The 13,289-nt window shown below is 43.3% G+C and carries 10 protein-coding genes; 5 read left to right on the top strand and 5 right to left on the bottom strand.

Annotation, left to right across the window (positions count from 1 at the left end; genetic code table 11):
* The first annotated feature begins 375 nt into the window (after positions 1 to 375).
* Together T489_RS0107410 and traD are read left to right on the top strand one after the other, a co-directional pair.
* Complete coding sequence (locus T489_RS0107410) at positions 376 to 2,409, top strand: hypothetical protein (protein WP_031579427.1); 2,034 nt, start codon at positions 376 to 378, stop codon at positions 2,407 to 2,409.
* 170 nt (positions 2,410 to 2,579) lie between these two features.
* The gene (gene traD, locus T489_RS0107405; RefSeq protein ID WP_051621886.1) at positions 2,580 to 4,352 is read left to right on the top strand and encodes a conjugative transfer system coupling protein TraD; all 1,773 of its coding nucleotides are present in this window, start codon (positions 2,580 to 2,582) and stop codon (positions 4,350 to 4,352) included.
* Between the two features lie 72 nt (positions 4,353 to 4,424).
* Here the strand turns inward: traD and T489_RS13605 are convergent, their stop codons facing one another.
* Complete coding sequence (locus T489_RS13605; RefSeq protein WP_037319183.1) at positions 4,425 to 5,774, bottom strand: GGDEF domain-containing protein; 1,350 nt, start codon at positions 5,772 to 5,774, stop codon at positions 4,425 to 4,427.
* Between the two features lie 628 nt (positions 5,775 to 6,402).
* Here T489_RS13605 and T489_RS0107390 point away from each other — a divergent pair.
* Complete coding sequence (locus tag T489_RS0107390; protein ID WP_031579423.1) at positions 6,403 to 7,734, top strand: PDDEXK-like family protein; 1,332 nt, start codon at positions 6,403 to 6,405, stop codon at positions 7,732 to 7,734.
* A gap of 465 nt (positions 7,735 to 8,199) precedes the next feature.
* Here T489_RS0107390 and T489_RS14280 read toward each other — a convergent pair whose 3' ends face one another.
* Entirely contained in the window at positions 8,200 to 9,702 is a 1,503-nt protein-coding gene (locus tag T489_RS14280) for a tetratricopeptide repeat protein (RefSeq protein ID WP_051621885.1), read from the bottom strand.
* A 499-nt stretch (positions 9,703 to 10,201) separates the two neighbouring features.
* Between T489_RS14280 and T489_RS0107380 the strand changes: the two genes are divergently transcribed.
* Together T489_RS0107380 and T489_RS0107375 are read left to right on the top strand one after the other, a co-directional pair.
* Positions 10,202 to 10,726 carry a BspA family leucine-rich repeat surface protein gene (locus tag T489_RS0107380; protein ID WP_051621884.1) on the top strand — a complete coding sequence of 175 codons (525 nt, stop codon included), beginning with the start codon at positions 10,202 to 10,204 and terminating at the stop codon, positions 10,724 to 10,726.
* Positions 10,727 to 10,819: 93 nt separating this feature from the next.
* Complete coding sequence (locus T489_RS0107375; RefSeq protein WP_031579419.1) at positions 10,820 to 11,134, top strand: hypothetical protein; 315 nt, start codon at positions 10,820 to 10,822, stop codon at positions 11,132 to 11,134.
* 16 nt (positions 11,135 to 11,150) lie between these two features.
* Here T489_RS0107375 and T489_RS0107370 read toward each other — a convergent pair whose 3' ends face one another.
* From T489_RS0107370 to T489_RS0107360, 3 genes are all read right to left on the bottom strand, one after another.
* A complete protein-coding gene (locus T489_RS0107370; RefSeq protein ID WP_031579418.1) occupies positions 11,151 to 11,795 on the bottom strand; it encodes an alpha/beta hydrolase in 645 nt (214 codons plus the stop codon).
* Between the two features lie 166 nt (positions 11,796 to 11,961).
* Positions 11,962 to 12,624, bottom strand: coding sequence for a nitroreductase family protein (locus tag T489_RS0107365; RefSeq protein ID WP_031579417.1), 663 nt, complete (start codon positions 12,622 to 12,624; stop codon positions 11,962 to 11,964).
* 63 nt (positions 12,625 to 12,687) lie between these two features.
* Positions 12,688 to 12,978, bottom strand: coding sequence for a hypothetical protein (locus T489_RS0107360; RefSeq protein ID WP_031579416.1), 291 nt, complete (start codon positions 12,976 to 12,978; stop codon positions 12,688 to 12,690).
* Positions 12,979 to 13,289 lie beyond the last annotated feature (311 nt).

Raw genomic sequence — 13,289 nt, 5'->3', positions numbered from 1 at the left:
ACCGCGATTCAAAAAAAATTATGGATGTTTTTGAACTGTTGTGCTTTAATTCGCCCCCGTCAGATTATTGCCGGAAGTCTCCCGGATGAACAATCAGTTCATCAGACTTCAGAGACTTCACTACAGTGCCGTTCATTTATTTTTTCCCTGCCGTTAGCGGGGAACAGCCCTTCCGTCCGATCATTACCGGTTATTCCCGTCTCATCATTCCGTCGTATCCGTTTTCCTGTCTGATGCCGTATGTCTGTTTCAGCCCTGCTGATTCCGTACATATGTCTGAAGCTCTGCTCACGTTTATCAGGTGTCATACCTTACACGCACACCTGTTAAGTCAGGTACTGTTTAACACATGAAAAAATCGGGGAATCGAAAGCAATGAACGATAAAAACGAAAAATCAGTCAGGAATTCGGACGGACGCACCGCAAGACCGGGTAACACTTCTGAAGTTAACGCTGACGAACGAGTGACAAACAAGGCTGTACGCAGTTTCGGGAACGCAGAATCCGGCAGTTCGCACGATTACGGTGACGTTGATGACATCAGCGATCTCAGAACCTCAGACGTGGAAATGTATCTTGATGAGGACAGTACCGATGAGGATGAAATCATTGAGGACTTCAGCGACATAGCCTCGCAGATTCTTCATGACAAGCGAGAGGTTCTGATTGAGGCGGTCATGGATCTTGCAAAGACCAACAGGAACCGGGAATGCTTCCGCGGTAAAACAGAAAGTCGCAGTGTTTCAGGAAAAAATACCGGTGCTGATTCCACACCGCTCTGCGACATCCGGAAGCTCTATGCCCTGCATAATGAAGCCCACCGCATCACCATAGACTCAAGACTTAACAGCGGGGTACCTGACCTCGAAAAAAAATCTTCAGTGCCTGCACGTTCTGCAGGCGGTATGTCGGAGCTCTCTGCAGGCATTTACTCCGAGGATCCCAGACGGAAAATACTGGCCTACATAAATCATCTTAAGTCAGGCAATTTCATGAGCGAGTACCTTAAGGGGATCACCTCTCTCTCTGATGCAGGTTCCTGCTGTATCGGAAAGGAACATGCCGACTGGAAAGCCGAAGCCGGAAATCAGGCTCTCCATAATCTCCTTGATGCCGGAAATTCCGGTACCGTCAGGAAAGGACATCTCCTTTACGAATGCTTCAGGGAACTCAAATCATGCTCAGGCAGGACGGAGAATGAACTTGAGTTTCTGAATCTTCGATTTCTGAACTCCTATCTCTGCAGAGCATTTGAAAGCTGTGCCCGAAACTCAGAAGAAAATTCGGAACCTTTGTACTGTTCGTTTCCGCTGTTCGGGATTCTGGTTAAAAACCCAAAGCTTGTACCTGTCTTCATTGCATGTCCGATTCCGCTCAGCAGAATCTGTCATCTCAGAAGTCTTAATCTTCTTCAGCAGTCCAATAAGGCTTTGGGATACCTTTATCTTCTCTTCAACAACCTGGACTGTGACAACAGACTGTTCAGATGCAGCACTTCTGAAATGATGAAAATTACGGATCGCATACCAAATGACAATCCTCTTAGATATCTGGGGATCCATGCAATGGTAACGGAGGGAATGAACATTACTCTGTCGGTTGATTTCGTGAACAGGGATATTCCGGACATCTACCTTCACTACATGATCCGCAACCGCCGTTATCATATTGCAAAATACGGACTCAAAAAGTTTGTAACCAGAAACAGCGCGAGAAGAAAGGAAAATGAAACACTGACTTCACAGGCAACGGTTCATGACATCAGATGTCTCTCACTCTTTATCGCCATCTACGAAATGCTTACCTCAAGACACGGCGGTGACGAACTGATACTCAATGACGCGGCTGCGGTAACAGCCATCAGGCTCTACAGACAGAGCCTTAAATTTCTGGGAATTATATTCTCTGCCAGAAAATTTGAGGATGAAGTATGCCGTGCCCTTGCAATTTTAAAAAATACCGGAGCCAAGGAAGGCATCGGAGCATCCCTGAACAGAGACAGGATAAGAAGCTCCATCTGCCGTGCGGCTGAAACGGTTCACGGAGAAGTCACCGGAACATTCATAAAAAAGCACGACCTCTGTGATATGGAAAATGAATGCATGCGGAATTTCGGGAAGAAACTGATGATTGCCAACGAAATGCTGACGGAACTTGATGAACGTGATGCCTTCGAGATGTTTTCAGAAAAGCTTGAGTCGGCAGATTCCGCAACCTGCGAGATTCTCAGAACCATGAGAAAAGACTCCTATGCTGACGCGGTATCGGCAGCTGGCTTTTCGTACAAGACGTTCAGCAACACCACCAAGATGCCCTACAACATGCTGCACCGGAACTTCACCCGAGATGAATGCAGACTGGTCAAACAGGAGCTGTTCTGCCAATCAAGGGACAAGGGAAGACTGTAACGGTACAGATCATAAACAGCGGTATCCCGCCGTCATGTTCCTGGCCGGATTCCATCGTATTCTGCCTGAGATTTTATAAAACCTTAACCGGTTACGGCAGGAACGGAATCTGTTCAGGATGAGGATTATACGTTCATCAGCAGAAATTAACCCTGACATAAGAAAAAACCATGAAAAGATATTACCTTCTTTCCGCCGTATTTACCGGCATGGCGGCCACTGCCGTATTTGTCCTGTCAATAGGAACGGCACATCCCGCCAAATACGTGATTATGATGTTCATGATGATTCTGCTTTACCGAAGAGTGCAGAACTACAGCAGGATCAGAGCAGAGGAAATCAGAATAAACGGCAGAGAATTCTTTGCCATGAAAACCCGGGATCTCAGAGACAGAACCTGTACCGACAGACTCTATCTCGGTGAAGGATTTCTCTGGGAAAAGCCTCAGGCCGAGGCTCTCTACGGCCTGATGGAAAAGGATCCCGCCTTTTGCAGGATCCACAGGGATCCGGATTCACGCGGGGCTGCGTTCATCCAGTCTTTAGGCCGAGTCGAATCAGTATATCTGCCTCTGAGCTTTTTTGACGGTCACACGCTCATCACCGGAACCACCGGTGCCGGTAAAACAAGACTTTATGATCTACTCTGCGCCCAGGCAGTCTACCGCGGTGAAGGAATTATTATCATTGATCCGAAGGGTGACCGGGATCTGTACGAACATCTTAAGCTCGCAGCAGGAGCGTGCAACCGGGAACTGCTGTTTTTTCATCCGGCATTTCCGAATGAAAGCATCGGCATCAATCCGGTTCACAATTTTACCAGAAGCACCGAAATAGCCGGTCGCATCAGCTCTCTGGTACCGACTGCCAGAGGCAGCAACGATCCATTCAGGAGTTTTGCCTTCAGCGCACTCAATGCCGTGGTCGGAGGATTAATCATTATCGGAAAGAGACCTACTCTCAAGCTTATAAAATACTACATAAACTCAAGACTTGTCGAACTCTGCTTTCTGGCCTTCAAGACTCTGTTTGACAGACATCTTTTAAAGGATCCGCGATTTGCCGACGAATGGAAAATTCTCATGAAGGAAACCTCAAAGGTTCCCGGAAGACTGCTCTCCAAATATGAGGCCTTCTATCAGCGGTCAATGAAGCCTTTTAAAAAACGAGCCTCTCAGGAAATTGAAACTCTCTATGAACTGGCAAGGCATGATCCCGACCACTACAAAAAAATGATCGCCTCCCTGAAGCCTGTTCTCGACATGCTGACATCGGGAGAACTTGGCAACATGCTGTCCCCGGTTGAAAGCGACGACCTCTCCCGCAGATCCTACAGTCTTGCCGACATAGTGCGCAGGAACCACATTCTGTACGTTGGGCTTGACTCTCTTACCGACGGTCAGACGGGCGCGGCCTTAGGCTCCATGCTCCTCGCGGACTTAACCGCAGTGGCGGGTAACAGATACAATTTCGGGAAGGATCTTAATTACGTGAACCTCTTCGTTGATGAAACCGCGGAAGTCATCAACGAACAGCTGATACAGATGCTCAACAAAGGACGCGGTGCGAAATTCAGAGTAACGATAGCCACACAGACCATTGCCGACTTTGAGTCCGGTCTCGGAAGCGAGGCCAGGGCGGTCCAGGTTCTGGGGAACGTAAACAACGTGATTTCACTGCGCGTCATAGACACGAAAACCAGGGAATACATCAGTGACTCCCTGCCGAAAACCAGAATTCTTTTCAAATCCCAGAGCTATGTTCAGAATCAGAGTTCTGATGAACTTACAAAGGTTAAGGCAAGTATTTCCAGCAGTCTTACCGAAAATGAAACGGAGATATTTCCGGCATCGATGCTGAGCGAACTTCCGGATCTTGAGTACGTTGCAAGAGTCGGCAGTTCCACCGTGATAAAAGGGAAAATACCTTTTATCACGGACTGATCAGGATTTGCGGGCAGGCAAACCTGATATATGACTGACATATGCTTACCGATTCTGGATAAGCACACTGTCTTAATTTAAATGGAATGTATAAGTCCCCTTTCCGCTCTGCTTTGACTTATACATAGCCTCATCGGTTTTCTTGAAGAGTGATTCCAGATCAGAAACCTCGGTTCCGTGGGTAATACCGACGCTGATTGATACCTTAGGCATATCGTCACCGAGTTCAGTCAGCTGTTTATTGATTCTTTCAATCTTTGAGGAAACCATCTTCTGATTGATTTCATTGATATGAATCATTAAGACCACAAACTCGTCACCGCCGATACGGCAGACATAGTCATCTGAACGGAAATTCTTCTTCAGAATTTTTACGAGCTGTGACAGTACCCTGTCACCTACTTCATGACCGTAGGTATCGTTAATCTGTTTGAAATTATCTACGTCAACCAGCATCATGTAGGTACTGCCGAGATCAATGCTTGGAAGCAGCAGTTCATAACCTGAACGGTTGAAGGCTCCCGTGAGTTCGTCATGGGATGCCTTGAAATTAAGTCTGTCCAGACTGTTTTTATAGATCTCGTACATCTGGTTGTAGGTGCTGGCGAGATACCTGAATTCTCTTACACCGTCCTCTGGAATAGGACTGTCGGCCTTAATGCGTTCAACGGCATTAAGAATGGGAAGGATACCGAGTCTTGAAGTCAGCCATACCATAAAGAAGATACCCACGGTCTGAAGGATAATCACGAGACGGACCCAGTCCATCTTTTTGCTGAAATCAGCCAGTGCCACCTCATCATTGGTGTAGTTTATCTGCTCGAGTTCCTTTAAGCTTGCCCGCATGTTCAGTCTGATTTTTTCCTTCTGGGCATAGTATTCATCATCATGAACCATTGCAGCGGCACGCAGCATCTTATCACTAGGGGAAAGAGCCTTATCCTCTTCGGAAAGAACAACGGATCTGATTACCGTAGGGTAATTCTCGATGCCTTTAGCCTCGATAACCAGCTTCATTGAATAGTATTCACGATTCATGAGATTGAGCGAACCTTCCATGGCTGCCAGCAGTTTGTGCAGCGCAGGTTCGAAACCTGCTTTTCCGGACATGGAGGCTATCGCCTCCTCGCGGTGATTGGCCTGCATGGCTTCCGTAAAGTATTCGTTCAGGAAACGAATGTCTCCGTGAACGGAAAAACTCTGAACCTTCTCGGTAAGATAATCGGATGCATCCATGAGCTCCATGGCGGCCTTTCGCATATCCACCTGTTCTTCTGATTTGTCGGTAAAGTTACGGAAGCTCACTGAAAGATTATATGTAAAGTAAAATATCAGACAGGAAACAACTAACGCTCCGGCAATCAGCCACAGCTGAATTGTCCTGAGTGAAACACCTTCTTTATATTCTGTTTTTTTTAACAATTGTTTATCCTTAGCATCCAAGTTTTTATAAAAATTATATATATATCGAGTCACTATCAGGAACGCAGACGAGACTTCTTAGAATTCTAGTGCGAGAGCCCCCGGTGAAGAATAAAACATTTTTCCTTTTTGTATCATTATTGTAAGGGAGAATTCAAAAAAACAGCTTAACACCTGTTTAATATTACACCATGTACAAATTATAATTTGAGTGCGGTGTTTCATTTTAACCCATAGGAGAGCCCGTCAGATCACATAAACTGAGAAGAATTGTCTGCCTTTTGGCTTGTGATGTGATTCAGGCAATATATTGGTATGAAAAGAAACTTCCGGTTTCATACTGTCTTTATGTCTATTTATAAATAATTCATAATTTATATAAGAATACACTTTTAGAATATAAATTGCGTCAAGCAGAATTTTTGAACATTGTAATATCGTATATTTTTTCAAAATACGGACATATACTGCAAAAAAGCATTTTATCCCTTCCTTATTACCCATACCAAAAACCTGGATAATTTTAAAAATCATGAATAAAATTTATTTTTATGACAAAACTTACATAGTTTTCTATATTCAAGTGGTAAGATAATAACTATAAAATATAATCTAAGGATTCAGAAAAATGGAAAATCAGAAGGTTGACGATAACACCTACCATTCTTTACTCAGGAATATTGGTGTAATTCTTAATATAAAGAAATACGCCCAGACATTAAATCAGAGCCCCGAAGATAGTTTTACTGTTTTTTCAGCTCTGGGGATTGAAGAAAAAGAATTACCTCACTGTCGCATAATTTATGAGCTTCTTAACTCTCATGCACAACACGGACTTTCTAAAAAATTTCTTCATCTGTTTTTTAAAATCGTACTGAACAAAAAATTTGAAAACAACGCAGTTGTTACACGAGAGCTGTATTTTAACGAATCATCCAAATGTAGCGGACGCATAGATTTATTTATAGAAACACCAGGTTTCTGCTACCCGATAGAAGTCAAAATTAATGCTGATGATCAGGAAACTCAGCTATATCGTTATCACGAATATGCCAGCCATCAGGGAAAAGAATTTAAGGTCTTTTATCTTACTCTGAACGGACGGCCTCCAAAAGCGAAAAGCATTAAAGGAATGGATGAGAAAAAACTAAACAATGTGCAGTATATATCCTTCGATAAACATATACTGCGCTGGCTGAAAGTATGCGCCGACATTGCTTATAAAGAACAAAAATTATCCATATACGGAGCTATTCGTCAATACATTACACTTATTGAAAAATTAACTGTGCAACAGTACGAAAACCAGAAACAGGAGAATATTTTTATGAATTCTATTACCGACATCATGTCTTTATCGAGTGAGTACTTTCTGGCAGCAAAAGCCGTCGCAGATAATTTTAAGCATGTACAGTCTGCCAAAATAAAGAATATCTTTGACAGGATTAAAGAGCACATTCACAATGAATTCCATTTAAACGGCGAATACTGCGACAAAGAAATCAATAACTTCTGCTCAGGAAAAATAAGCTATCCACGTCTGAAGTTTAAATTTAGTCCTCGCAAGGATATTAACTTAACACTGGTTTTTGAAATAGAAAATGATGATGAAGATACTTTTTATTATGGAGTGTTTCCTGAATTTAATAATGAGTCAGATGACAATGAAATTCGTGAAATGATACAAAAACGGAAACAGGAATTAAAGAACGCATTCGATAATGTTGAATGGAAAAATATTGTTGAACAAATGCAGGAAGAAAATCTTTGGTTATGGTGGAAAAATTTGCCATCAAAAGACGAACAACCTAATTTCATAAACCACAACGAACACTATCTGAAACTGTATAACCCTGCCGAATATGAAGAGGTAATGAATAAAATTTTTTCAATTTTAGATCAGGACATACCTTCTATTCTTGAAACAGGTTTGCCTAAATCAGGCATGATAACATACTAAAAAGCAATGGTAACCTTCAAAAGGCAGTACCTGCTCTGATAAAAAAGGTCTGAATTCAGACCTTTTTGGAGTTCACTGTAAAAGTAGAAATGTTATGATAGAAACTGCTTTAATTTGTTTTTATCAGCAAGGGTCTGTTCAAGTATTGTACTCAGAATAAATGTATATCATTTCCCCAATGATTTTGCTTTTTTCAGTGCAGAAGGTGAAAGGCGTAAGAGATAGTCTTTGAGTATGTGACAAACAAGACTTTGGCGACGTTCACTCTCGAAATCCTTAATTTTCAGTGGGTGTGTCTAGCATGAGCATATACATTCTTTTTTTCTTTAACCAAAATGAAAACTCCTGATTATATAAGTTTTATTATATCTCAGGAGTTTTTACGATATTTTTAGCTATACGTAATTTACAGAGCTTGGTTCACACGCCCATATGTAATTTACGGAGTTTGGTTCACACCCCAGCCTATTCTTTAATTTCACCGGCCAAATCGCAGCCTTTCTCATTTCCCAGCTTACAGGCTCTGTCAAAGTACTCTCCGGCTTTAGCAGGATCCTTTTCCATTCCTGAGTCTTCAGAATAGATTAAACCGAGATTAACGCATGCCACGTCATTGTTCATGGAACAGGCCTTATCCATGTAGTTTACGGCCTTGCCGAGATCGGCTTTAAAACCAGTGCCGTTAAGGTACATGACTCCGAGATTGTTGCATGACAGTTCATTGTTCAGATCACATGCTCTGGAAAAATACTGGGAAGCCTTTGCATAATCCGGCATTCCTGCAACGCCGTTCAGATATATGTTGCCGAGATTATGGCAGCCTCTGCCCTCATTAAGTCCGCATGCTTTATCATGGAACTGAATGGCTTTGGCATAATCCTGATCCACTCCGTTTCCGTTCTCGTATGAAATTCCCAGTCCGAAGCATCCGAAACCGGCATCCATATTACAGCCCTTTTCAAAATTGATATTCGCCTTATTGAAATCCTTACTAACGCCTTTACCTTCGTAATAAAGTTCGCCGATATATGCGCAACCTTCTCCGTTGTTTAAAGCGCAGGCACTGTTGTAATAGTTTCTGGCACTGATATAATCCCTTTCAACGCCTATGCCTTCTTCAAAGAAACGCCCGGCACCGGTACATCCCTGCCCGAAATTCAGGGAACAGGCCAGATCATTGTAATATACAGCCTTACCGTAATCCTGTTCCACACCTGCAGCCTGAATAAATGAATTGGCAAGAGCATAACATCCCTCTCCCTCCTTCAGGTTACACGCCTTTTCAAAGAACTGGTTGGCAAGACTGTAGTCCTGCTGCACACCTGCTCCCTCAAAATACTGGCGACCGGTAATAAAGCACCCTGCCGCATTGTTCATGTCACATGCTTTTTCAAGATAAACCGCAGACTGCTTTAAATCCTGATTCACCCCGGCGGCATCAATATACATCTTTCCGTAATTGAAACAGCCTCCACCGAAATTCAGCTCGCATGACTTTTTAAAATAATTCCCCGCTTCAGTGTAATCAACATTCCTGCCTTTGCCGTAGTAAAAGATATTTCCGAGATTGTTGCACGCGAGTGCATCTTTCCCGTCGCAGGCCTTTCTGTAGAGTGTTTCAGCCTGCTGATAATCCTGTTTCACTCCCATGCCGTCATCATATATGACGCCGAGATTGTAACAGCCCTGACTGTTGTTGAGATCACAGGCTTTTTCCATGTATTTTTTAGCCTGAAGATAATCCTGGTTCATGCCGTAACCTGCCCCGTAAATGATACCGGTAACCAGACAGCCGTATCCGTCCTTGAGGTCGCAGGCCCTTCTGCAGAATGAAAAAGCCTCAGCATAATTATCCGCTTCAGCCAGAACTTCGCACTGTCTGACGTTTTCCGCAACCTCATCTTCGGTTCCGCATCCTGAAAGTGCCGTTAAACTGGCTGCTGCCAGCCCCAATAATCTGATCTTCATAATTCAATCCGTCTCTGTTGCAATATCACTATACTTGATCTGATTATACGTAGTTTTAAGATACTCTCAAGTTTATAGGTGTTGCTTTTTACCTAATTTGAGACAAGTGCGCAGATTATATCCGAAAATCACTCTGAATTCACAGCTGTCATCCAGCCACGTCACGAGTATTTAACGGCGCTGCCAGTCCTGTTTCCTTTCAGTCAGAAATGATGAGCCTGATGAACACTTTCATAAAAGAGATTCCGGTGAAGAACATTTCAAATCTACCACGTCAAAAATACCATCCGGCCCTGTCATTCAGATACTATCGAATTCCCATAATGTTTCTCAGTTCAAAATTTAGCATATAATTATTGTATTATTGATAATTTATATGTATCATATAAATTGAGATATGACTGATGATTATCTCTCTTCTCTGGAGCATCAGTAATCATTCCGTCTTCAGCGATCCCCCGTATTTCACCTCAGAACCTTCTTTCACACTCGTAAAACCATGAACAGAAATCCTGTTTTAAATTCTCCTGATGATATCACCGAGGACCTTTTAAAAAGAATCATAAATAATGATCTTGACTCATTGACCATAAACTATGAGTTTGCCTATACATACAATGATGAGATCGAATCTCCAAAAGACAGAAGCGAACGTCTCAAGAAAAATCCGTTCATCATGGCAAACAGGATCAAGGCTCTGCGCAGAATAGAATTTGAGGTGATTCTGACTCCTGCAGTGCATTCACTTTCGCATGCATTTGAAAATATGTACCGGCTTGAATATGTCAACATAAAAGACACCTCAAACATTACGGACATGAGCTGTAAGTTTCAGGATGATGAATCTTTTAACCAGCCGCTCGACAGATGGAACACGTCTCATGTTACCGACATGAGTTTCATGTTCAAAGGAGCCGTAGCCTTCAATCAGCCCGTAAAGTGCTGGAACACTGCCTCCGTTAAGGATTTTTCCGGAATGTTCTGCGGTGCCGTCTCATTCAGACAGCCGATATGGGAGAACTAGGATAAACGTAAAGTCTGCCACGCCGACTTTGAAAATAATGAAGGGGGTCTTGAATCCGTTGAGAATCGGCTGTCTGAAGACTACACACTTGATGTGTACATCCATGAACCTCTTTTTATTGATGAGATAATCAACGGGAAAAAAGCGGTCACCATCAGATGTAGTGGCTGTCGCGGTTACGGAGAGTACACAATATGTAAAAATAAAGACATAGATTCCGAATATATGGAAAGTGATTACGACCGAAGTTTTGCCATTTCGATTTTAAAGATTCTGAGAAAAGAGCATCAGACCGAAAATATTAAAAGACATCTCGATATTTCCTGCGACCTGGAAACCTTCGTTCTGAAGGAATGCAGAATATCCGATTATAATGACCACTTTGCTTGGTCTGATGATTCATACTGAACGGAAATCAGCCACGCTAACTGAGAACCTGCGGATCATGACGGTTCATCAGCCAGGCAAAAGCCCTGGCCGTTCTGACGTCAGTTTCCCTGAAATGATTTCCTTCATTCCATTCGAGAACACAGTCAATTTCACGTTCCAGGAGTAAATCATAAGCCTCTCTGATTCTGTCACCTACGGCAGCCATAATTCTATTGCGGACTTTTTCCTCTCTGTCCCCAAGGCTCAGATATACCGTACCGGTCCTGATGTTTTCCCTCCTCATGAAATCAGTAAATCCTGGGAACCATACCGACGGCGAGGTGGCGGCCGCCCCTCTGAAGACATCGCTTCTGTACACCGCCCACAGTGCAAAAAGACCGGCGAGCGAATAACCGCCTATAAAGTAGGATCGTCTGCTGTCGGTACACAGTTCAAGAATGCTGCTAAGAGTCTTTTCGGCTCCGCACCCAAAGCCGTTTTTTCCGAAAACGGCGGGAGCAGTCCACGGTGAAAGATCAGTATTCCAGTCCTCAATTTTAACGGTCAGAAGATAAAAGCTTCTGTTTGAGCTGCGGGTTATGATCTCAACCTCGTTATCAATCCCTTCCAGATCACGATCATCAACGGGCTGTATCAGAACAGTGTCCGCATCTCTGTTACCATATTCATATATCTTCATAAAAAATCCTTTAAGCAGAAAGAACTGTTCTGCATGAGGTAAATTCAAACATCAGGCCGGACTCATTGGCTGAGTGCAGACAGAAGATGATTAAAACTGCCGGTTATAATACTTTTTTCTTTCCGGCAAATTCCGGTACTCTTTTTATTTTATTCTGTCTGCCTGCCTACACCCATTCAAAATTTTCCGGGCCGGCAGCCAGTTCAAAATGACACCTGGCTATACCGAGGCTTACCTTGAGATTGGAACCAAGCAGACCGCACGCTGATGACACCTTTCTGCCGTCATGCTCGATTCTGAACCGCTGCTGATTCAGTGCCGTCGGCGCCAGAAGCGCGGCCTCAATCCCCTTTCTGAACCATTCAGGTGAATCCTCTGAAATATTGCTGACGTCGGACGGCGACTTTATCCTGTGTCCTGTTCCGCTGGTTCTGCCGTATCCTAGTGCAATCAGGACTACCTCTTTTTCCCCATTACCGGTCACGGCATGACTTTTTCCATGCGAAAAAGCCACCCAGCAGGTATTGAGTCCGAGTTCCTGAGCCTTAAGTACCATTTTTTCGCCGTAAAAACCGCAGCGTTCCTCAAGACCTTTTTCTTTTCTGCCGACCAGCGCAATATAATTTCGAACATTTACGAATCTGCCGTAATGAGCCATCAAGGAATTAAAACAGAGAGGTTCATCATAAAGGATCTGCATGTGCAGACCGCTTTCGCGGTTCAATGCCCCAGCATATTCACTAAGCTGCTGTCGCAGTTCATCAGGAATCACGGTATCAAGATACTGCCTTACGCTGTGTCTTGACCGCATCAGTTCCATAACATCCATAATATCCTCCGCATCAGATACAGGAACAGAGTCAGGTATACCTGTATTATCATCTGACGTTTATCATAACCTTCCGTCAGACTGAACTGCAGCGCGTGAAGCAGACTGATTTCTGATGTTTCCTACTGAAAGTACAATAATCACCGCAGGAAAAATCAGGGCCGAAAGACCGGCGATAACGCCTAAAAACGTCATTCCGGCATGAATAAAAAACGGAATCTGAGCCAGTCCCAGTATAAGAGAAACAACAGGCTCCTTCTTTTTCTTCACCAGATAAAAAGACAGAACGTATATGACAACCACGGATAAGGCCGTAGCAGTGTTCAATACAAGCGGAACAATTGGAAGCTGCATTACATATTCCTCCCTGTGCAATGATGCCTTCAGTCGGAGGTCATTATCATATCAAAAATGACTTTTTATCAATGGAGCAATGAAAAAAATTTGAGGGATCTTAAACACACGTGTAGAACGATCGAAAAAGTTGACCACCAAAACGATCGGAAGTTGACCACTCCGATTTTAACTTAAACTTTCATTTTTTGCCAATAAATTTGCCTTCTTGGCAGCGAGCAATCTGTAACTGTTATGAAACGACCTTTGTCAAGCAGAAATTTAGGCAAGACATTTTCCTCAGTGTAAGCACGGCATTGGCCACTCTGTTA

Origin of the sequence: Ruminobacter sp. RM87, assembly GCF_000701925.1 — a bacterium.
GTDB lineage: Bacteria > Pseudomonadota > Gammaproteobacteria > Enterobacterales > Succinivibrionaceae > Ruminobacter > Ruminobacter amylophilus.
The sequence above is the reverse complement of the archived record's forward strand: the minus strand, read 5'-3'. Positions and strand labels throughout refer to the sequence as shown.